This is a genomic window from Oceanibaculum nanhaiense (assembly GCF_002148795.1).
GTDB lineage: Bacteria > Pseudomonadota > Alphaproteobacteria > Oceanibaculales > Oceanibaculaceae > Oceanibaculum > Oceanibaculum nanhaiense.
Map to the genome: position 1 here is coordinate 260,008 of NZ_MPOB01000004.1, position 21,539 is coordinate 281,546.

The 21,539-nt window shown below is 65.7% G+C and carries 18 protein-coding genes; 9 read left to right on the forward strand and 9 right to left on the reverse strand.

All coding sequences use genetic code 11. The annotated features are described in order from the left end of the window. Positions 1 to 109 precede the first annotated feature (109 nt). A complete protein-coding gene (locus BKM74_RS08750) occupies positions 110 to 1,699 on the forward strand; it encodes a peptide chain release factor 3 (protein WP_086465319.1) in 1,590 nt (529 codons plus the stop codon). Positions 1,700 to 1,799: 100 nt separating this feature from the next. Here BKM74_RS08750 and BKM74_RS08755 read toward each other — a convergent pair whose 3' ends face one another. Together BKM74_RS08755 and BKM74_RS08760 are read right to left on the reverse strand one after the other, a co-directional pair. Continuing rightward, entirely contained in the window at positions 1,800 to 3,533 is a 1,734-nt protein-coding gene (locus BKM74_RS08755; protein ID WP_086465320.1) for a hydantoinase B/oxoprolinase family protein, read from the reverse strand. 14 nt (positions 3,534 to 3,547) lie between these two features. Beyond that, a complete protein-coding gene (locus tag BKM74_RS08760) occupies positions 3,548 to 5,644 on the reverse strand; it encodes a hydantoinase/oxoprolinase family protein (protein ID WP_086465321.1) in 2,097 nt (698 codons plus the stop codon). 115 nt (positions 5,645 to 5,759) lie between these two features. On the opposite strand from BKM74_RS08760, the gene BKM74_RS08765 reads away from it, so the two are divergent. After that, the gene (locus BKM74_RS08765; RefSeq protein WP_086465322.1) at positions 5,760 to 6,431 is read left to right on the forward strand and encodes a DUF4286 family protein; all 672 of its coding nucleotides are present in this window, start codon (positions 5,760 to 5,762) and stop codon (positions 6,429 to 6,431) included. 36 nt (positions 6,432 to 6,467) lie between these two features. Here the strand turns inward: BKM74_RS08765 and BKM74_RS08770 are convergent, their stop codons facing one another. Continuing rightward, complete coding sequence (locus BKM74_RS08770) at positions 6,468 to 7,856, reverse strand: amidase (protein WP_245825876.1); 1,389 nt, start codon at positions 7,854 to 7,856, stop codon at positions 6,468 to 6,470. 211 nt (positions 7,857 to 8,067) lie between these two features. On the opposite strand from BKM74_RS08770, the gene BKM74_RS08775 reads away from it, so the two are divergent. From BKM74_RS08775 to BKM74_RS08790, 4 genes are all read left to right on the forward strand, one after another. After that, complete coding sequence (locus BKM74_RS08775) at positions 8,068 to 8,541, forward strand: RT0821/Lpp0805 family surface protein (RefSeq protein ID WP_086465324.1); 474 nt, start codon at positions 8,068 to 8,070, stop codon at positions 8,539 to 8,541. A 9-nt stretch (positions 8,542 to 8,550) separates the two neighbouring features. Next, positions 8,551 to 9,189 carry a peptidoglycan-binding domain-containing protein gene (locus BKM74_RS18720; RefSeq protein WP_176342462.1) on the forward strand — a complete coding sequence of 213 codons (639 nt, stop codon included), beginning with the start codon at positions 8,551 to 8,553 and terminating at the stop codon, positions 9,187 to 9,189. A 62-nt stretch (positions 9,190 to 9,251) separates the two neighbouring features. After that, positions 9,252 to 10,886, forward strand: a complete 1,635-nt coding sequence (locus BKM74_RS08785; protein ID WP_086465325.1) for an acyl-CoA synthetase — start codon at positions 9,252 to 9,254, stop codon at positions 10,884 to 10,886. Next, positions 10,883 to 11,485, forward strand: a complete 603-nt coding sequence (locus BKM74_RS08790; protein WP_086465326.1) for a 2-hydroxychromene-2-carboxylate isomerase — start codon at positions 10,883 to 10,885, stop codon at positions 11,483 to 11,485. Before BKM74_RS08785 ends, BKM74_RS08790 begins: the two co-directional genes overlap by 4 nt. Before the next feature lie 250 nt (positions 11,486 to 11,735). Here BKM74_RS08790 and BKM74_RS08795 read toward each other — a convergent pair whose 3' ends face one another. Both BKM74_RS08795 and BKM74_RS08800 read right to left on the reverse strand, forming a co-directional pair. After that, positions 11,736 to 12,908: an iron-containing alcohol dehydrogenase gene (locus BKM74_RS08795; protein ID WP_086465327.1), complete on the reverse strand. Its 1,173-nt coding sequence runs from the start codon at positions 12,906 to 12,908 to the stop codon at positions 11,736 to 11,738. A gap of 1 nt (position 12,909) precedes the next feature. Continuing rightward, positions 12,910 to 14,277 (reverse strand): glutamine synthetase family protein, encoded by a 1,368-nt coding sequence (locus tag BKM74_RS08800; protein WP_086465512.1) that lies wholly within the window; start codon positions 14,275 to 14,277, stop codon positions 12,910 to 12,912. 309 nt (positions 14,278 to 14,586) lie between these two features. Between BKM74_RS08800 and BKM74_RS08805 the strand changes: the two genes are divergently transcribed. Genes BKM74_RS08805 through BKM74_RS08815 form a run of 3 tightly spaced genes read left to right on the forward strand, consistent with a single transcriptional unit; the run spans position 14,587 to position 16,393 of the window. Next, the gene (locus BKM74_RS08805; RefSeq protein WP_176342463.1) at positions 14,587 to 15,147 is read left to right on the forward strand and encodes a molybdopterin-dependent oxidoreductase; all 561 of its coding nucleotides are present in this window, start codon (positions 14,587 to 14,589) and stop codon (positions 15,145 to 15,147) included. Positions 15,148 to 15,157: 10 nt separating this feature from the next. Then, a complete protein-coding gene (locus BKM74_RS08810; RefSeq protein ID WP_086465329.1) occupies positions 15,158 to 16,159 on the forward strand; it encodes an LLM class flavin-dependent oxidoreductase in 1,002 nt (333 codons plus the stop codon). A gap of 21 nt (positions 16,160 to 16,180) precedes the next feature. Further along, the gene (locus BKM74_RS08815; protein WP_217895457.1) at positions 16,181 to 16,393 is read left to right on the forward strand and encodes an alkylphosphonate utilization protein; all 213 of its coding nucleotides are present in this window, start codon (positions 16,181 to 16,183) and stop codon (positions 16,391 to 16,393) included. Positions 16,394 to 16,402: 9 nt separating this feature from the next. On the opposite strand, the gene BKM74_RS08820 is transcribed toward BKM74_RS08815, so the two are convergent. The 4 genes from BKM74_RS08820 to BKM74_RS08835 form a co-directional block, all read right to left on the reverse strand. Further along, positions 16,403 to 16,885 carry a CreA family protein gene (locus BKM74_RS08820; protein ID WP_086465331.1) on the reverse strand — a complete coding sequence of 161 codons (483 nt, stop codon included), beginning with the start codon at positions 16,883 to 16,885 and terminating at the stop codon, positions 16,403 to 16,405. Between the two features lie 238 nt (positions 16,886 to 17,123). Next, entirely contained in the window at positions 17,124 to 19,286 is a 2,163-nt protein-coding gene (uvrB, locus tag BKM74_RS08825) for an excinuclease ABC subunit UvrB (protein ID WP_086465513.1), read from the reverse strand. 124 nt (positions 19,287 to 19,410) lie between these two features. Further along, positions 19,411 to 20,178, reverse strand: a complete 768-nt coding sequence (locus tag BKM74_RS08830; RefSeq protein WP_086465332.1) for a class II aldolase/adducin family protein — start codon at positions 20,176 to 20,178, stop codon at positions 19,411 to 19,413. Positions 20,179 to 20,204: 26 nt separating this feature from the next. Further along, positions 20,205 to 21,440, reverse strand: a complete 1,236-nt coding sequence (locus tag BKM74_RS08835) for an MFS transporter (protein ID WP_086465333.1) — start codon at positions 21,438 to 21,440, stop codon at positions 20,205 to 20,207. Between the last annotated feature and the right edge of the window lie 99 nt (positions 21,441 to 21,539).

Genomic DNA, 21,539 nt, shown 5'->3' on the forward strand with positions numbered 1-21,539 from the left:
TTGGCCGCAGAATGCCCCGGCAGGCAAGGGGGAATTTCCACGCTGCCATTGACTTCGCGGGCGCGACGGGGCACCTAACGCCCACGTTTCGAAACGCCTGAAGAGCCCCATGACCGACTTCGCGGACATTGTCTCGCGGCGGCGGACCTTCGCGATCATCGCGCATCCGGACGCCGGCAAGACCACACTGACCGAAAAGCTGCTGCTGTTCGGCGGCGCCATCCAGCTTGCCGGCGCCGTGAAGGCGCGCGGCGACGCGCGGCGCGCGCGCTCCGACTGGATGAAGGTGGAGAAGGAGAGGGGCATCTCGGTCACCGTCTCGGTGATGACCTTCGACTATGATGATTGCACCTTCAACCTGCTCGACACGCCGGGACATGAGGATTTCAGCGAGGACACCTACCGCACGCTGACGGCGGTGGATTCGGCCGTCATGGTGATCGACGCCGCCAAGGGCATCGAGGAACAGACCCGCAAGCTGTTCGAGGTCTGCCGCCTGCGCAACGTGCCGATCATCACCTTCATCAACAAGATGGACCGTGAGGCGCGTGACCCGTTCGAGCTGATCTCGGAGATCGAGGAGACGCTGCAGTTGCATGTCACCCCGGCCTCCTGGCCGATCGGCATGGGGCCGGGCTTCCTGGGCTGCTACGACCTGATGAAGGATCAGCTGGTGCTGATGCCGAAGAGCCGCAGCGCGCTCTCCGGCGAGACCGTGACCTGTACCGGGCTGGACGATCCGCAGATCGACAAGCTGTTGCCTTCTTACGCCGCCACGGAGCTGCGCGAGCAGGTGGAGATGGCGCGCGGCCTGATGCCGGAATTCGACATGGAGATGTACCGCGAGGGGCATCTGACGCCGGTTTATTTCGGCAGCGCCGTGAACAGCTTCGGCGTGCGCGAGCTGCTGGACGGGCTGGCGAAGCTGGCCCCGCCGCCGCGCCCGCAGCCGGCGGTTGGCCGCAATATCGATCCGCTGGAGGACAAGGTCAGCGGCTTCGTGTTCAAGATCCAGGCGAACATGGACCCGAAGCACCGTGACCGTATCGCCTTCTTCCGTGTCGCTTCCGGCCATTTCAAGCGCGGCATGAAGCTGAAGCATGTGCGCACCGACAAGCAGGTGAACCTGCACAATCCGCTGCTGTTCCTGGCGCAGGATCGCGAGATCGCCGAGGAGGCGGTGGCCGGCGACATCATCGGCATCCCGAACCACGGCAATCTGCGCATCGGCGACGCGCTGACCGAGGGCGAGAACATCCAGTTCACCGGCATTCCCAGCTTCGCGCCGGAAATGCTGCAGCGGGTGCGCCCGGAAGACCCGATGAAGGCCAAGCATCTGGGCGCGGCGCTGTTGCAGCTGGCGGAGGAGGGGGCGGCCCGCGTGTTCAAGCCGACGATGGATTCGGGCTGGATCGTCGGTGTGGTCGGCGTGCTGCAGTTCGACGTGCTGGCCGACCGTATCCGCACCGAATACGGCATCCCGGTGAAGTTCGAGCAGACCCAGTACATCACCGCGCGCTGGATCGAGACCGACGATCCGCTGGTGCTGAAGAAATTCCGCGACGCCAACGGCTCGACCCTGGCGGAGGATCATGACGGCGATCCCGTCTTCCTCGCGCGCAACAACTGGCACCTCGACACCACCATCGAGCAGAACCCCAAGCTGCGCTTCCTGAAGACCAAGGAAAAGCTGGCTTAGGGCCACATTTAATCGTCATGGTCGGACTTGATCCGACCATCCAGCGAACGGCGAAGCCTCTCTGGACCCTCGGGTCAAGTCCGAGGGTGACGATAATGAATTACTCCGCTGCCACCTGCGCGCGGCGCTGCTGCGTGGCCGATTCGTCCACATCGTAATAGTCGTTCAGCACCACGCCATAGTCGCGTTCCGCCGCCTCGCGGGAGACGAATCCGGCCAGCACATCGGCCGCGACTTCCGCTGCCGGCCGGTCATGGGCGCGGCCGAAACCGCCACCGCCCGGCATCTCCAGCACCAGCGTCTCGCCGCCGGGGATCGGCTGGCGACCCTTCGGCTTCATGCCGAGGCCGCTGTCGCGCTGATACATCTTGCCGACCTGGCCCTCGCCGCCGCCCTTGCGGCCGCGCGGCGGGTGGATCATGCGGTCGAACATCGAGGAAATCGCGAAGGGCGCGCCCTCGGCATGGGTGATGACCATGACCTGCCCGGTGCCGCCGCGATAGCGCCCGGCGCCGCCGGAATCGGTGCGGTATTCCTTCTTCCAGACGATCAGCGGGGCGACCGTCTCGTTGATCTCCACCGGGGTGTTGCGCACGCCGGACGGGAAGGCGGTGGCCGACAAGCCGTCCTTGGTCGGACGCGCGCCGGTGCCGCCGGTATGGAACAGGTTCACGGCAAACGGCGTGGCCTTGCCGTAATCGGCATCGCCGACGAGGCCATGCCCGCCCAGCAGCATCGGGTTCCACAGGCAGGACGTGCCTTCCGCCGGCACCTCGCCGATCACCTGCTCCAGGCAGCCCAGGACCACGTCCGGCAGCATCTGGCCGACGGCATGGCGCGCGGCGACGGCGCAGGGATGCGGCGCGTTCAGGATCGAGCCTTCCGTCGCGGTCACCCGCACCGGCGCCAGCGAGCCGGCATTGTTCGGCACCTTGCCGCCGATGATGCAGCGCACGCCGAAGCTGGCATAGGCCTGGGTATAGGTCAGCGGCACGTTGATGCCATAGGTGGAGACGGCGGAGGTGCCGTCGAAATCCACGTCGATGCCGTCCTCGCCGACTGTCATGGTGGCGACGATGTCGATTGGCTTGTCATAACCGTCGATGCGCATGGCGTTCTTGTAGGTGCCCGGCTTCAGCGCGCGGATCTCATCCAGCATCGCCGCCCGGCTGTGTTCGATGATGTGCTCGCCCAGCGGATCGATGGAGTCCAGGTTGAACTCGCGCATCATATCGACCAGGCGACGGCTGCCGGTCTCGTTGCAGGCGGCCAGCGAATAGAGGTCGCCCTCGACCTGCACCGGCTCGCGCACATTCACCCGCACGATGTGCAGCAGCGATTCATTCATCACGCCGCGCTTGGCCAGCGCCATGATCGGGATGTTGATGCCTTCCTCATAGACCTGCCGCCCGTCGGCCCCGAAGCCGCGCCCGCCGACATCGACGACATGGCTGGTCGAGGCGAACAGGGCGACCATCTTGCCGTCCTTGAAGGTCGGCGTGACGACGGTGAAATCGTGCAGATGGCCGGTGCCGAGCCAGGGATCGTTGGTGACGTAAACGTCGCCTTCCTCCATCGTTTCCGCCGGGAACCGCTCTAGGAAGAAGCCGACCGAGGCCGCCATCGCGTTCACATGGCCGGGCGTGCCGGTGACCGCCTGGGCCAGCATGCGGCCGCGCGCGTCGAACACGCCGGCGGACAGATCGCCGGCCTCGCGCACGGAGGTGGAGAAGGCAGTGCGGATCAGCGCCTGTGCCTGTTCCTCGACGACCGAGAGCAGGCGGTTCCACATGATCTGCAGATGGATCTGGTCGAGCGCGGAATTCTTGGTCATGGGGGCGTCCTTCCTCAGGCTGCCGGCTTGCGGACGAGAACAATATAGTCCAGCTCGTTGATCAGCGCATCGAAGCTCGACGAGACGACGGTGGTGGTCTGCTCCTCGGCGATCAGCGCCGGACCGGGAATTTTCATGCCCGGCTTCAGATCGGGCCGCCAGTAGATGCCGGCCTCGACATGATCGGTCTTCACGGGATCGAAAATCTGCTTGCGGCTCTTCGGTTCCGGGGCGGGCAGGGTGGCCTTCGGCATCGGCACCGGCGCCGGCTTCTCCACCTTCGTGCTGGTGGTCAGCGTCCAGCTCAGGATTTCGATGTCGAGATTGGGGATGGTGCGGCCATACAGCGCCGAATAGGCCTCAGCAAAGACGCTGGCCATATGCTGGGCGTCGGCCTGCGTCAGGTCGCGCACCGGCACATCGACGGCGATCTCGTGGCCCTGGCCGACATAGCGCATATAGGCCTGGCGGATTTCCACCAGATCGGCGGTCGGCGCGCCCTCGCGCACGATGGCCAGCGCCTCTTCCTGCATCTCCTTCAATGTCGCATTGGCGACGGATGAGTCGAACTGCGACAGCTTCATGTGCCGGCTGCGCACCACCTCATAGGCGACCGGCGCCTTCAGGAAGCCCAGCGCCGAGCCGACGCCGGCCCCGGTCGGGATGATGATGGTGTCGATTTCCAGCTTCTCGGCCAGCCGCGCGGCATGCAGCGGGGCGGCGCCGCCGAAGGCGATCATCGCGCGCCGGGCGATATCCTTACCCCATTCGATGGCATGCACGCGCGCCGCGTTCGCCATGTTCTCGTCCACCACCTCGGCGATGCCGAAGGCAGCCAGCGCGTCGCTGAGGTTCAGCTTGCTGCCGATTTCTGCCTGCATCGCGGCCTTCGATTTTTCCGGCGCCAGATGCACGGTGCCGCCGGCAAAGACCGACGGGTCAATGCGGCCCATAACCACATCGGCGTCCGTGACGGTCGGCCGCGTGCCGCCCTGATCGTAGCAGGCCGGGCCGGGGACGGAGCCCGCCGATTCCGGGCCGACGGTGATGCGCTTCATCGTATCGACATGGGCGATGGAGCCGCCGCCGGCGCCGATCTCCACCATCTCGATGACCGGAATGCGGATCGGCAGGCCGCTGCCCTTCATGAAGCGATAGACGCGGTCCACCTCGAAGGTGCGCGAGGCCAGCGGCTGTGCCTTGTCGATCAGGCACAGCTTCGCCGTGGTGCCGCCCATATCGTAGGACACCACCTCGTCCAGCCCGCATTCGGCGGCGATGCGGCTGGCCAGGATGGCGCCGCCCGCCGGGCCGGATTCGACCAGCCGGATCGGGAATTTCATCGCCGTGTCCAGCGCCGTCAGCCCGCCGCCGGAGGTGATCATGAAGAACGGGCAGCCATAGCTCAGTTCGTGCAGCTGCGCCTTCAGCCGGGCGAGGTAGCTGGCCATCAGCGGCTGCACATAGGCATTGGCGCAGGTCGTCGATTGGCGTTCGTATTCGCGCACTTCCGGGCAGACCTCGGAGGACAGCGAGTAGGACAGGTCGGGCAGGGCCTCGCGCAGGATTTCCGCGGTGCGCTGCTCATGCGCCGGGTTGGCATAGGCATGGATGAAGCCGATGGCCACGCTCTCCACGCCGTACTGCTTCAGCACCGGGATCAGGTCGTGGACCGACTGCTCGTCCAGCGCGATCAGCGCCTCGCCCTTCACATTCAGCCGCTCGCGCACCGGCAGGCGCAGATGGCGCGGCACCAGCGGCTTCGGCCGGTCGATATTGATGTCGTACTGCTCGAATCGGTTCTCGTAGGCCATCTCGACGGAGTCGCGGAAGCCCTCGGTGGTCAGCAGCGCGGTCTTGGCGCCCTTGCGCTCGATCAGCGCATTGGTCGCCAGCGTCGTGCCGTGGATGATGATCGACACGTCGGACGGGCTGATGCCGGCCTGCCCGATCACCTTGGCGATGCCGGTCAGCACGCCTTCCTCGGGGGCGGCGGGGGTGGTCAGTACCTTGGTCGTCACCAGCCGGCCGCCGACCTCCAGCGCCACATCGGTGAAGGTGCCGCCGATATCGACGGCGAGACGGGCACCAGCGGAAGAGGAAGCAGTCATGAGGCACTCCGATCAGGCGGGCCGGGAAAGGAAGGAACGGCACGCTACAATCGCCCCCGGAGTTGTGCAACATTGATGACAACTTTAGCCAACCGCTATGTGAAAGGGAGACGAGATGGCGTTGCAGGGCACCGGCATGCTGATCGTGGGAACCGATATTCCCGCCGCCGAGGAGGAGGAGTTCAACCGCTGGTACGACCGCGAGCATGTCGCGGAGCGGGTCGGGATTCCAGGCTTTCTGTCGGCGCGGCGCTACATCGCCGTATCCGCCAGCCCGAAATATATCTCCTTCTATGAGACGGAGGATTTCGCCGTTCTCTCCAGCCCGGCCTACAAGCAGATGCTGGCGAACCAGACCGCCTGGTCGAAGGCGGTGATGGCGAACTTCAAGAATGTGAAGCGCCAGGTTGCCCGCACGACCGCGGGCCTTGGGGCGGGCCTTGGTGGGGCTGCCGCCGTCATTCGCCTGCGCCCCTCGGACAATGATGCGGCCACGGCGCGCGAGGCGCTGAAGGCGGTGCTGGCCGAGCTGGTGACACAGGACGGCACGCTGGCCGCCCATATCATGGAAAGCGACCCGGAGCTGTCCAAGCCGCTGGCCGAGCACAAGGACGCGCCGAAAGACGCCCCGGAAGCGAAAGACTGGATCGTGCTGGTCGATACCACCTCGGCGGAAGTCGCCGCCGCTGCCGCCAAGGCGGTGTCGTTGGCCACGCTGCCGGGGCTTAAGACGATCGACAGCGGTACCTATGCGCTGATGTGGGTGCTTGGCAAGGCGGAGCTGTAAGGTCTTCCCTCGCCCCTTCCGGGGCGAGGGGTACGGTTACATAAACCCCTTCAGGTTCGGTGCCGGCGGCGCGCCGAACAGCTCTTCCATTGCCAGCGCGATGGCGAGTGCCTGTTCTTCCGCGAAGCCGGGGCAGAGCAGCTGCAGGCCAATCGGCAGCCCGCCATCGGTCAGATGCTGGATTGGCGTCGAGGTGCCGGCCTGGCGGAACAGGTTGCCGGGCTGGGTGTTCTGCGTCACCAGCCGGGCGAAATGCCCGCCGACCTCCGGATCGTCCAGATCGGCGACGGGGGCGGCCTGGATCGGCAGGGTCGGCGTGATCCAGCCATCCAGCCCGCCCATGCGCTGCTCGGCGATCTTCTCCAGGTCGCGGGTGCGCCAGATCGCGTGCAGATATTCAGGCGCGGCAATCTCCAGCCCCTGCGCGGCCCGGGAGCCGACAACCGGGTCCATCTTGCGGCGGCCGGCCTTGAAGCGCTTGCGCCCCAGCGCCGCCACCAGCTCGACCGGCAGCACGACCGGGAAGATCTTGGTGCGCTCGGCGGCTTCCGGCACCTCGATATCGACGATGGCAGTGCCGGCCTTGACCAGCTTCTCCAGCGCCTTCTTGGTCGCCTGCGCGACCGGCTTTTCCAGATTATCGAAGAAATAACCCACCGGGCGGCCAAGCCGCAGCCCGTCCAGCGGTGCGGACTGCACCACCGGGCGGCCGGTCAGGCCGGCGAACACCTGTGCCGCATCCGCCGCCGATCTGGTCAGCGGGCCGATGGTGTCGAAGGTCGGCGACAGCGGGAACACCCCGTCGGTCGCCCACAGCCCGACCGTGGTCTTCAGCCCGAACAGCCCGCACAGCGCCGCCGGGATGCGCACCGAGCCGCCGGTGTCGGAACCGATGGCGAAACCGCACAATCCGGCAGCGGTCGCCACGGCGGAGCCGCTGGAGGACCCGCCCGGCAAGCGCGCCACCTTGGCATCCCACGGGTTCCACGGCGTGCCGCGCGGCTTGCTGATGCCGGTGGCGCCGAGGGCGAATTCGACGGTCTTGGTCTTGCCGAGGATGATGCAGCCGGCGCGGCGCAGCATCTTCACGAAGCTGCCTTCCCCGCCGATCAGGTCGGCCACATCCAGCTTCGTGCCGGCATGGGCCTTGGTGCCCTCGATGGCGAACAGATCCTTCACCGCCACCGGCACGCCCATCAGCGGACCCAGATCGGTGCCGGCGGTCAGCAGCTTGTCGATGGCCCTGGCGGTCGTCAGGGCCTGCTTGCCCATCACCAGCTGGAAGGCGCCCAGCTTCGGGTCCAGCGCCTTGATGCGGTCGAGATAGGCGCGGGTCGCGGCCTCGGCTGTGGTCTTGCCGGCGCGCAGGTCGCGGCCATAGGCGGCGATGCCGCGGGCGAGGGGATCGGGAGGAAGGGCGGTCATGGGATGTCTCTCGAAATTGAAACGGGAAGGCGAAAGCGAAACCGGCGGGAAATCGGAGGCGCCATCCTGCCGCGCTTTCACCGGGCGGGCCAAGTGCGATCTTCAAAAGAAGCGACGGAATTTAGCCGCAATGGCGTTGGAATATGAGGAACCGGGTAGCGGGAAACCCGTTTCACCCATGTAAGACTTCATCCCACAAGGGAGAGTAAAGATGCGTACCAGGATCATCGCTATCGCGCTCGCTGCCCCGCTGGCGCTCGCCGCCTGCGAAAACAGCGGCATTGGCACGAAACAGGGTATCGGCGGCGTTCTCGGCGGTGTCGGTGGCGCTGTCGCCGGCGCGCAGTTTGGCAGCGGCAGCGGCCGGCTCGCGGCGACGGCGGCAGGCGCATTGCTGGGCGCCTATCTCGGCTCCGAGGTTGGCAGCGGCCTTGACGATGCCGATAAGCTGAAGGCGCAGAGCGCGTTCAACCAGTCGAACAGCGCGCCGGTTGGCCAGACCATCAACTGGAACAACCCGAATACCGGCAATTACGGCAGCGTCACCCCGGTGCGTGACGGCACGTCCTCGACCGGCGAATATTGTCGCGAGTACCAGACCACCGTCTATGTCGATGGCAAGTCGCAGGCCGCCCATGGCGTGGCCTGTCGTCAGGCCGATGGCAGCTGGAAGATGGTGCAGTAGGAGAGGGTGATGCGCGTGAAAAATCTCGCATCCGCAAAGGCGGAGCCGGGGCGGATCGCCCTGCTGGCGCTGGCTGCGGTTCTCTTCTGGGCGCTGGCCAAGCCGGCGGTTGGCCTGACCCTGCCGCCGGTGCCCGAGCATGCGCCGGTGCCGACTCCGCTGGTGCTGGCGCAGGCGGTGGACAGCATGCCGGATCAGATGCGCAGCGCCACCATCCGGGCGATCCAGGAAACCCTGAACGAAAAGGGCTTCACCGCCGGTCCGGTGGACGGCGCGATGGGGCCGCGCACGCGCAGCGCCATCCGCGACTATCAGCGCAAGGCCGGCCTGCCGGTCGATGGCGTTGCCAGCAAGGATGTGCTGGACCATATGAAGTTCGCCCGGCCGGAAGTGACCGCAGGCACGGGCAGTACAGCCCCGAAGCAGGCGGCGGGCGATCCGCTAACCCGCGATGTGCAGCGCGAGCTGTTGCGGCTGGGCTATTATGACGGTGCCATTGACGGGCTGTACGGCCCGGCGACCCGGCAGGCCATTGAGCGTTACCAGTATGATCACAACAAGAGCGTTACCGGCAATGTCGGCCAGCCATTGCTGGAGGAACTGCGCGGCATGACGCCGGGACAGGCGGGCTCCGGTCTTCGCACCTAGCAAAGCGTCCCGGTCCGCCGCTATCATCCTCCCAACGATAAAAAACGGGAGGATGAGACGCCATGCTGCGAGCAGCGGCAAGCTACGAGGATGCCGTCGCCGGATTCCGCTGGCAGGTGCCCGCACGCTACAATATCGGCGTCGATATTTGCGACCGGCACGATCCGGCGGCGCTGGCGCTCATTCATGAAGATGAGGACGGCTCGGTCCGGCGCTACAGCTTCGGCGAGATAACGCGCCTGTCGAACCGGCTTGCCAATGTGCTGCTGGCGCAGGGGCTGAAGCCGGGTGACCGGGTCGGCATCCTGATGCCGCAGCGGCCGGAGACGGCGATTGCCCATGTCGCCTGCTACAAGGCCGGGCTGATCGCGGTGCCGCTGTTCACCCTGTTCGGACCGGAAGCGCTGGAATACCGGCTTGGCAATGCTGGCTGCCGCGCGCTGGTCACCGATGCCGAGCGGCTGCCGGTGATTGCGGAGATTCGGCCGAGCCTGCCGGAGCTGTCGCTGGTGCTGGCGGCCGATGCGGCGAAAGACGGTGATTTCTTCCTGTCGCTGGAGGCCGCGCTGGCGCAGGCCAGTGACCGCTTTATGCCCATCGACAGCGCCGCCGACGATCCGGCCCTCATCATCTACACCTCCGGCACCACCGGCCAGCCCAAGGGGGCGCTGCATGCCCACCGCACGCTGCTGGGCCATCTGCCGGGCGTGGAGTTCCCGCAGGAATTCTTTCCGCAGCCTGGCGATCTGTTCTGGACGCCGGCCGACTGGGCCTGGATTGGCGGGCTGATCGATGTGCTGCTGCCAAGCTGGCATCACGGCGTGCCGGTGCTGTCCCACCGCATGCGGAAATTCGACCCGGGGCATGCCTTCCACCTGATCGCCAAGCATGGCGTGCGCAACGCCTTCCTGCCGCCGACCGCTTTGAAGATGATGCGCCAGGTCGAGAACCCGAAAACCCGCTGGGACTATGCCATGCGCTCTATCGGCTCCGGCGGCGAGACGCTGGGGGCGGAGTTGCTGGACTGGGGACGCGACACCTTCGGCCTCACCATCAACGAGTTCTATGGCCAGACCGAATGCAACCTGGTTATCGGCAATTGCGCCTCGATCCTGCCGGTCCGGCCCGGTGCGATGGGGCGGGCCATTCCGGGCCATGATGTGCAGATCGTCGATGGGGAAGGGAATATTCTCCCCACCGGAAGCGTCGGTACTGTGGGCATCCGCCGGGGCGATCCCGTCATGTTCCTGGAATACTGGAAGAACCCCGAGGCGACGGCGGCGAAGTTCGCCGGCGATTTCCTGCTGACCGGCGACCAGGCACGGCAGGATGAGGAGGGGTATTTCTGGTTCGTCGGCCGCGATGACGATGTCATCACCTCGTCGGGCTACCGAATCGGCCCGGCGGAGATCGAAGATTGCCTGCTGAAGCATCCCGCTGTGGCGATGGCAGCCGTGATCGGCGTGCCGGACCCCTTGCGCACCGAGGCGGTAAAGGCTTTCCTTGTGGCGAAACCGGGCATCGTGCCCGACCCGCAACTGGTTGCTGACATTCAAGACTTCGTGAAGACGCGGCTGGCGGCGCATGAATATCCCCGCCATGTCGCGTTCGTGGATAGTCTGCCGATGACCGCGACCGGCAAGATCATGCGGCGCGAATTGCGTGCGCTCGAAATCGAAAGGCAGACCCCGTCATGAGCATCATCGTCGATTACTATTTCACGCCGCAAAGCCCGTGGGCCTATCTGGGCGGCAAGCGCTTCGCCGAGATCGCGAAGAAGTATGGCGCCACGGTCGCGGTGAAGCCCATCGACCTCGGCAAGGCCTTCTCCGTTTCCGGCGGTCTGCCGCTGGCCAAGCGCCCGCCGCAGCGCCAGGCCTACCGGCTGCTGGAGCTGGCGCGCTGGAAGAAGAAGCTGGGCGTGCCGCTGGTGACCCACCCCAGCAATTTTCCCGGCGATGGCAAGCCGGCCAGCCTGATGATCATCGCCGCGCGCATGAATGGCGACGATGCGCTGGCGCTGGCCAATGCCTGTGGCGCGGCGCTCTGGGCGGAGGACCGTAACGTCGCCGACTGGGACGTGCTGGTCGATGTGGCCAACAAGCTCGGCATGGATGGCAAGGGGCTGCGGCTTGCCGCCGAGACCAATTCCGAGGTCGAGCAGGATTTCCAGATCGCGACCGAGGAGGCGATGGCCCGCGATGTGTTTGGCGCGCCGAGCTACATCATCGACGGCGAACTGTTCTGGGGCCAGGACCGGCTGGAGTTCGTCGAGGACAAGCTGGCGGGACGGTGAGGAGTGGCTGCCCTATGCTTCGAGACGCCGACTACCCAAGGGGTTGGGCAGCCGGCTCCTCAGCATGAGGTCACCAGGAGGCGCTGCCGGTAATTCAATTCTCCAACCGTCATTCCCGCACTTGTTGCGGGAATCCAGGATTCAGCTTACGCGGGCGGGTATCCAGCTAGCGGAAGCTTGGACCCCCGGCACAAGGCCGGGGGTGACGGGCAGAGATGAACGGGGAAGAGAAGCGGGCGTACGCTAACGCCTACAGCCTGCCCGCCACCGCATCCTCGAACAGCTTTTGCAGGATGGCGGCGTCCAGCGGGATCGGGTTGCTGCCCGCCGTGGGGTCGATGGCGGCGTATTTGCCGATCTCCCCGGCGCGGGCGGCATCGACGCCGATCTTCGCCAGGGTGTGGGGAATACCGAGATCGCGGCGGAAGGCGAGCACCCAGTCCAGGAAGCCATCGAACCCGCCCGCGATGCCCAGGAAGGCGGCCAGCCGGCCGATCTTCGCCTCCACCGCCGGGCGGTTGAAGGCCAGCACATAGGGCATGACCACGGCGTTGGTCAGCCCGTGATGCGTGTCGTACAGCGCGCCGACCGGATGGCTGATCGAATGGATGCCGCCCAGCCCCTTCTGGAACGCCGTGGCGCCCATGCTGGCGGCGATCAGAATCTGGCCGCGCGCCTCGATATCGGTGCCGTCCTTGTAGGCACGCGGCAGATATTCCTTCACCAGCCGCATACCCTCCAGCGCCACGCCCTCGGCCAGCGGATGGAAGGAGGGGGCGCAATAGGCCTCGAGGCAATGGGTGAAGGCATCGATGCCGGTCGCCGCCGTCAGATGCGGCGGCAGGCCGATGGTCAGTTGCGGATCCTCGATCACCACCGCAGGCAGCATCTTCGGGTGGAAGATGATGATCTTCTGGTGGGTCTCCTCATTCACGATGACGCCGGCACGGCCGACCTCCGACCCGGTGCCCGCCGTGGTCGGCACGGCGATGATCGGCGCGATGCCGTCCAGCGCGGCATCCTTCCAGCCGGGGCCGTTATCGTCGAAATGCCAGACCGGCAGGCTCTGCCCGGCCATGAAGGCGATCACCTTGCCGGCATCCATGGCGCTGCCGCCGCCGATCACCACCACGCCATCATGCTTGCCGGCGCGGAACGCCTTGAGGCCGGCCTCGACATTGCCGCCGGTCGGGTTCGGCTTCACTTGCGCGAAGATCTCGGCGCCAAGGCCGGCCTTGCGGCAGTCTTCCAGCATGGCGGCAACCATCGGCGTGCCGGCGAGGCCCGGATCGGTGACCAGCAGCGGCCGGCTCATGCCCTGCTCGGTGCAGGCCTTCGGCAACAGCGAGATCGAACCCGATCCGAAGCGGATCACCGTCGGGAAGCTCCAGGTGGCGCGCAGGGTATTGAAGTCGTGTGTCATGTCAGATGATCTCGAAATAGCGTTGCAGTTCCCAGTCGGAGATGTGCTTGCGGTATTGCCGCTCCTCCCATTCGCGGGTGGCGGCGAAATGCTCGACAAAATCGTCGCCGAGCAGCGCGCGGGCGGGCTTGGAGCGGCGCAGCCGCTGTGCCGCCTCCCACAGCGTTGCGGGAAAGGCGAGGCGGGCCGGCGGCTTCACCTCATAGGCGTTGCCCTTCACCGGGGCTTCCGGCTCGATTTCGTTCTCGATGCCCCACAGGCCGGAGGCCAGCGCCGCCGCCTGCACCAGATAGGGGTTTCCGTCCGCCGCCGCCACCCGGTATTCGACCCGCTGCGATTTCGGCGAGCCGCCGATGACACGCAGCGCGCAGGTGCGGTTCTCCACGCCCCACAGCGATGCCGTCGGCGCCCAAAAGCCGGGGATGAGACGGGAAAAGCTGTTCACCGTGGGGGAGATCATCGCCAGCATCTCCGGCATCAGCTTCTGCTGGCCGCCGAGGAAATGCCGCATGGTCGTGCTCATGCCGTGTTCCGCCTTGGCATCGTGGAACACCGGCTTGCCCTCGGCGTCGGTCAGCGACAGATGCAGATGGCCGCTCTGCCCCGGATAGTCGGGCGACCATTTCGCCATGAAGGTGGCCATCATGCCGTTGCGCTGCGCCAGCACCTTGGTGAAGCTCTTGAACAGCGCGGCCTTGTCGGCCGCCGCCAGCCCGTCATCCACGGTGATGGCGGCTTCCAGCACGCCAGGGCCGGTCTCGGTGTGCAGCCCTTCGATGGGGAAGTCCATGGTCTCCGCCAGTTCCAGCAGGCCGCGGTAGAAGTCGGCGTGGACGGTGGAGCGCAGCACGGAATAGCCGAACATGCCGGGGGTGATCGGTTTCAGCCCGTAATAGCCCTTCTCGCGGATGCTGTCGGGCGTCTCGTCGAACAGGAAGAATTCGTACTCGAAGGCGGCCTTCACGCCGAACCCCATGGCGGCCGCCTTGTCCAGCGCCCGGCGTAGCGTGCCGCGCGGACAGATGGCTTCCGCCGCCTGCTCGAACTCGCCCAGGAAGAACAGCATATTGTCCTCGAAGGGCAGTTCGCGGCAGCTCTCCGGCAGGATGCGCACCATCGCGTCGGGATAGGCGGTGTGCCAGCCGGTGAAGGCGGTATTGTCGTACAGCTCGTCATGCATGTCCCAGCCGAGCACCACGTCGCAGAAGCCGAAACCGCCCTCCAGCGCCGAGAAGAACTTGTCGCGCGCCATGTACTTGCCGCGCAGCACGCCATCGATGTCGGACACGCCGATCTTCACATGGCTGAGGCCGCGCGCCTCGACGATCCGCCTGGCGTCGGCGGCTGACTTCACCTCTCTGGCCTGCATGTTTCGCCCTGCCTCCTGTTCGGTCGGTGCGGCATCCATTTTCATATACGTGCCTATGATCCCGGATCAGACCGGAAAACCGCGCTGCTGTCGAGCGGTGCGGGGCGCATCATGGCGCGATTTCACTAAGCGGTCCGTTCACAGCAATTGTCATTCCCGCAAAAGTGCTGGGGTGACGGCCTTGGGGCTCAAGCTGCATTTTGTCCGGTCTGCCTTGATAGGGCCTGTGCGTGACCTGCCGAATGGTCTGCGCTAAAGTTAATGAAACGGACGCCGGGATGCGGCGCGGATATTGGGAATAGGTCAATCATGAAATCTCGTCTGCTCGGCGCCTTCGTCGCCCTTGGCTTGCTGGCCTCCGGCGCTGCCTCGGCGCAGCAATTGCCGGAGCCTGCCGGGCCGGTCGTCCTGACCATCACCGGCAGCGTGGACAAGTCCAACCGCGGCCCGTTCGACCCGTTTCTGGACGGTCTGCTGAACAGCCATGGCGTCACCGGTTTCCAGAAGGCCGCCACCTTCGATGTCGCCATGCTGGAAGCGCTGGGCATGAAGAGCCTGAAAGTGCGCTATCCTGAATGGCCGAAGGGCTACACCTTCGAAGGGCCATTGCTGCGCGACGTGCTGACCGCCGCCGGCGCCAGGGGCAGCACCATCCGTTTTCTGGGACTGGACGGTTACGAGCCGGAAATCCCGGTGACCGACGCCTATAATCACGATGCCGTGCTGGCGGTGAAAATCGATGGCCGCTATCTCGGCATCGGCGACCGCGGGCCGGTCTGGCTGGTCTATCCGCGCGACACCGACCCGAAGCTGAAGGGCATGGACGATTCGAAATGGCTGTGGGCCGGCTTCTTCATGACCGTGGAATAGAGGAAAGCCGATGATTCCCTTTTCGGTTCTCGATCTGGCGCCGGTACCGCAGGGCTCGACGCCCGGTGATGCGCTGCGCAACACACTCGATCTCGCCCGCCATGCGGAAGGCTGGGGCTATAACCGCTACTGGCTGGCCGAGCATCACAACATGACCGGCATCGCCAGCGCCGCCACAGCCGTGGTGATCGGCCAGGTGGCCGCCGCGACGAAGACCATGCGGGTGGGGGCGGGCGGCATCATGCTGCCGAACCATTCGCCGCTGGTGATCGCGGAGCAGTTCGGCACGCTGGAATCGCTGTTTCCGGGCCGTATCGACCTTGGCCTTGGCCGCGCGCCGGGCACTGACCAGATGACCTGGCGGGCACTGCGCCGCGACCCGATGGCGTCCGACCAGTTCCCGCAGGATGTGCTGGAGCTGCAGGCACTGCTGGGGCCGCTGCAGCCGGACCAGCGTATCCAGGCGGTGCCGGGAACGGACACCAACGTGCCCTTATGGATCCTGGGATCCAGCCTGTTCGGCGCGCAGCTGGCGGCGATGCTGGGCCTGCCCTATGCCTTCGCCTCGCATTTCGCGCCGGGCGCGCTGATGCAGGCGCTCGCCGTCTATCGCGAGGGCTTCAAGCCGTCGGCGCAGCTCGACCGGCGGCACGCCATGGTCGGGGTGAATGTGTTCGCCGCCGATACCGACGATGAGGCGAAATATCTGTTCACCTCCGCGCAGCAGCGGGTCATCGGCATGTTCCGCGGGCGGCGTGGCCAGTTGCCGCCGCCGGTCGAGGATATCGAGAGCCTGTGGTCGCCGGACGAGAAGGCGCAGGTTGGGCGCATGCTGGCCTGTTCCTTCGTCGGCTCTGCGGCGACGGTACGCGCCGGGCTGGAACGCTTCATCGCCGACACCGGCGCTGACGAACTGATTGTCGCCTCGGCGATTTACGATCATAAGAAGCGCCTGCGCTCCTACGAAATTCTCGCCGGCATCGTCAGCGACATGCGCCGCGCGGCGGCATAACTCCTTGATGGAACAAGTATTGTGACAGTGAAAGACAGCAACGGCACGGCGCTGGTCGATGGCGATTCGGTTCAGGTCATCAAGGACCTGAAGGTGAAGGGCACCTCGGTGACGCTGAAGCGCGGCACGCTGATCAAGAATATCCGCCTCACCAGCGACGAGGAGGAGATCGAGTGCAACGCCGACAAGGTGAAGGGGCTGGTGCTGAAGACCTGCTTCCTGAAGAAAGCCTGATTCAGCGCCTCAGCGCCAGGGCATGATCGGCACGCTGGTTACCGCATTCTGCGGGCTGCCCTCGATCAGCCGGTCGGAATAGGTCAGATAGACCAGCGTATTGCGCTTCTTGTCGTAGAAGCGCACGACCTGCAGCTTCTTGAAGATGATCGAGCGGCTTTCGCGGAACACCGTCTTGCCCTCGCCGGGATCGGCGTCGGCGATCTTCTTTGGCAGGCTGATCGGTCCGGTCTGCCGGCAGGCGATGGAGGCGTCCGACGTATCCTCCGCCAGCCCGACCCAGCCCTTGATCCCGCCGGTCTTGGCGCGGCTGATATGACAGGACACGCCCGGCACCTCGGGATCGTCGAACGCCTCGATGCAGATCTTGTGGTTCGGGCCGATCCACTGGAAGGCGCTGTCCACGCAGCCGATCTCGTCGGCTTTCGCGGCAGGCGCGGCTATGGCGCCGAGCCCGATCAGCAGGGCGGCCAGCAGGAAGAGGCGATGCATGGTGGAGGTTCCTTCATTCGTTCATCGTGCCGCCGTTAGCCAACCCTCTCCCGCAAGGGGAGAGGGTAAGGAAAGCTGAATCATATAGCGGTGCCGTTTCTCCTTCCGTCATTCCCGGCCTTGTGCCGGGAATCCAGGGTTCAGCTTACTCTACCGGCGATTCAGCTGGTTGAAACCTGGACCCCCGCAACAAGTGCGGGGGTGACGGGCAGAGATGGAAGGGGAGAGGGAGGGCCTATTACCCACCCCGGCGCTTATGCCCCTTTGCCTTACCACCGGAACGCCCCTTCGGCGGCTGGATGTCGCCCTTCACCCGCGCGGTGCCGCTGGGCACCTGCACGCGGGTGACCGGGCCACCGCGTAAGGGTTTGCCGTCGGTGGCGAAGCCCAGTTCGGCCGCTTCCAGCCGCTTGATCTCGTCGCGCAGGCGGGCGGCTTCCTCGAATTCCAGATCGGCGGCGGCGGTGCGCATGCGCTTTTCCATATCGCCGATCACCTCGCGGATGTTCTTGCCGACCAGCGTGCCTTCCTCGGCGCCGGTCTCGACCGTCAGATGGTCGCCGCGCTCATACACGCTCTGCATGATGTCGTTGATCTTCGACTTGATGCTTTCCGGCGTGATGCCGTTGGCGGCGTTGTAGGCCTGCTGCTTCTCGCGGCGGCGGTTGGTTTCCGAGATCGCGTATTCCAGGCTGACCGTCATGCGGTCGGCATAGAGCAGCGCCCTTCCTTCCAGATTACGCGCCGCCCGGCCAATGGTCTGCACCAGCGAGGTCTTGGAGCGCAGATAGCCTTCCTTGTCGGCGTCCAGAATGGCGACCAGCGCACATTCCGGGATATCCAGCCCCTCGCGCAGCAGGTTGATGCCGATCAGCACATCGAAGGTGCCGAGGCGCAAATCGCGGATGATCTCGATGCGCTCCAGCGTCTCCACATCGGAATGGATGTAGCGCACCTTCACCCCGGCCTCATGCATGTATTCGGTGAGGTCCTCGGCCATCTTCTTGGTCAGCACGGTGATCAGCACGCGCTGGCCCTTGGCCGCGGCGTCCTTGCATTCGGCGATCACGTCATCGACCTGGTTGGCGGTCGGGCGGACGATGCAGACCGGGTCGATCAGGCCGGTCGGGCGGACCACCTGCTCGACGAACACGCCGCCGGTGCGCTCCATCTCCCACGGACCGGGGGTGGCCGAGACGAAGATGGTCTGCGGCCGCATCTGCTCCCACTCCTCGAACTTCAACGGGCGGTTGTCGATACAGACCGGCAGGCGGAAGCCGAATTCCGACAGGGTGGATTTGCGCGCATAGTCGCCTTTGTACATGCCGCCGATCTGCGGCACGGTGACATGGCTCTCATCGACGATCAGCAGCGCGTTCTCCGGGATGTATTCGAACAGGGTGGGCGGCGGCTCGCCCGGATTGCGGCCGGTCAGGTAGCGGGAATAATTCTCGATGCCGGCGCACGACCCGGTGGCGGCGATCATCTCCATATCGAAGGTGGTGCGCTGCTCCAGCCGCTGCGCTTCCAGCAGCTTGCCCTGGCTGTTAAACTCCTCCAGGCGGATTTTCAGATCCACCTTCATCTTCTCGATGGCCTGCTGCAGCGTCGGGCGCGGCGTCACGTAATGGCTGTTGGCGAAGATGCGGACGGCTTCCAGCTTCGCGCTCTTCTCGCCGGTCAGCGGGTCGAACTCGACGATCTCCTCGACCTCGTCACCAAACAGGCTGATGCGCCAGGCGCGGTCCTCATAATGGGCCGGGAAGATTTCCACCGTATCGCCGCGCACCCGGAAGGTGCCGCGCGCGAAGGCGGTGTCGTTGCGCTTGTACTGGATCTCGATGAGGTTGCGCAGCAGGGTGGTGCGGTCGATGTTCTGGCCCTGCTCGATCTTCACGATCATCCGGCTGTAATCTTCCGGCGAGCCGATACCGTAGATGCAGGAAACCGAGGCGACGATGATGACGTCCTCGCGCTCCAGCAGCGCGCGCGTCGCGGCGTGGCGCATCCGGTCGATCTGCTCGTTGATCGAGCTTTCCTTCTCGATATAGGTGTCGGTGCGCGGAACGTAGGCTTCCGGCTGGTAGTAGTCGTAGTAGGAGACGAAATACTCGACCGCATTATGCGGGAAGAAGCTCTTCATCTCGCCATAGAGCTGGGCCGCCAGCGTCTTGTTCGGCGCCAGGATGATGGTCGGGCGCTGCACCTGCTGGATGACATGGGCGACCGTGAAGGTCTTGCCGGAGCCGGTGACGCCCAGCAGCACCTGGTCGCGCTCGCCCTCGCTCAGCCCGGCGAGCAGCTGGCGGATCGCCTCCGGCTGGTCACCCGCCGGCTTGTAGTCGGAGACGATCTGCAGCGCCTGGCCGCGATCCTGCGGCGCGGCCTCGCCGGCCAGCATCGGCGGGCGCTTCTCGCCGGGGCCAGGGAGCGCGCCGCCGAGCGGGTGCATATGGAAGGGGGCTGTGCTGGACATGGCGCTAACATAGGACCGCGCGCAGACGGTTTCCAGCGCCGAACGCAGCCTACTCCTTGTAGCTGGGGTCCAGCTTGTCGAGGCGGCGCAGATGGCCCGGCCAGTCGCGGGTGCCCAGGATGCCGAACGCCTCGTACTGGCGCGCGGTGTGCTCGCAGACCTGGCCCGGCGGGATGGTCAGCTTCTGGCCGCCGGACAGCGCGTCGATCTGCGACTGGCAGCATTTCTCCAGATAATGGATCAGGCTGAACGCCTCGGCGACGGTGCGGCCGGCCGACAGCAGCCCGTGATTGCGCAGGATCATCGCGCGGTGCGTGCCCAGGTCGCGCACCAGCCGCTTCTTCTCGTCCTCATCCTGCGCCAGCCCTTCATAATCGTGATAGCCGAGCCGGTTGTAGAAGCGCATCGAGTGCTGGCTGATCGACAGCAGGCCGCATTCCATCGCGGAGACCGCCATGCCGGCGCGGGTATGGGTGTGCAGCACGCAGTCCACATCCGGGCGTGCGGCGTGGATTGCGGAATGGATGACGTAGCCGGCCTTGTTCACCGGGTAGGGCGAGGGCAGCAGAATATTGCCGTCATGATCGACCTTCACCAGGCTGGAGGCGGTGATCTCGTCGAAGAACATGCCGTGCGGGTTGATGAGGAACTGCCCCTCGACGCCAGGCACGCGGGCGGAGATATGGGTCGCGGTCAGGTCGGTCATGCCATACAGCGCGGTCAGCCGATAGCAGGCGGCGAGATTGACGCGGGTTTCCCATTCCTCGGCGCTCACGAGATCGCGGACAGGGCGGTCCAGGGCAGTCACGGCATTCATTCCAGTTTCCTCCTCGGTATATTTCTTCAAGCTTCTAACGCCTGACCCATCCGGGGCAAGCGTTTCATCGACCAGCCCCAGGCCACCAGCGACAGGATGCAGGCGGCGGCCAGCGGCCAGTGCAGGCCGAACAGCTCCGATGCCGCGCCGAGGGCGAGTGCACCCAGCGCCGGCCCGCCGCGGAAGATCATCCAGTAGATGCCCATGACGCGGCCGCGCATCTCGCCCGATACGGCGTTCTGCATCAGCGTCTGCATGCCGACGCCGTTCACCACCAGCGCCGCGCCGGCAAAGCACATGGTGATCATGCCGATGGTCAGATCCTCGGTCGCGGCGAAGCCCAGCAGCGCGATGCAGGAGGCGAAGACCGCCCACAGCGAGATGCGGGTCAGGCCGCGCACGCTGCCGCGCAAGCCCAGCCAGATGCCGGACAGGATAGCGCCGGCGCCGGTCGCGGCGACCAGCATGCCCAGCCCCTCGGCGCCGGCCTGGAACACGCCGTCGGCATAGGCCGGCATCAGCTCCAGCACGGCGCGCAGGCTGGTCGAGGTGACGATGACCAGCACCAGCAGCGGGCCGATGCCGGCATGGCGTGCGGCATAGAGATAGCCTTCGCCCATCTCGGTGAAGAGCGGCCGGTTGCCATCCTCGCGCGGCTTGTGTTCCGGCAGTTTCAGCAGCAGCAGCGCGACCAGAAAGGCAAAGTAGGTCACGGCGTTGGTGGCGAAGGTCCAGCCCGCGCCGCCCATCGCGATGACGCCGCCGGCAATCGCCGGGCCGATGAAGCGCGCGAGGTTGAAATTGATCGAGTTGATGGCGATGGCCGCCCCCAGATCCTCGCGCGGCACCAGCATGGGGATCATGGCGAGGCGGGCCGGCTGATAGAAGGCGGTGACAGCGCCGAGGAAGGCGGTCAGCCCGATCAGCATCCAGATATCGAGAAGGCCGGTAAAGGTCAGGACGGCCAGCGTCACTGCCTGCGCGATGGCAAGGTACTGGGCGAATTTGGCGACCTTCATCGGGCCGATGCGGTCCACCGCGACCCCGGCGAAGGCGGTGACCACCACGGTCGGGAACAGATCGGCGAAGGCGACGATGCCGAGCCAGGCGCTGGAACCGGTCAGTTCCCACGCCACCCAGCCGATGCCGATGCGCTGCATCCAGGTGCCGATGAGCGAGGCCATATTACCGGTCACGTAGAGCCGGTAATTCGGGTGGGAGAGGGCGCGGCCGACAGGGCCAAGGCGGGCGGATAAAGGCATGGTCTGGATGATAGCCTGTTTTCAAGGCAATAGCCGAGACTTGCTTGCTGGGCCGCTATGTCCGGTTGGCGCGCGGGCGGTTTGCGCAAAATCCCCGGA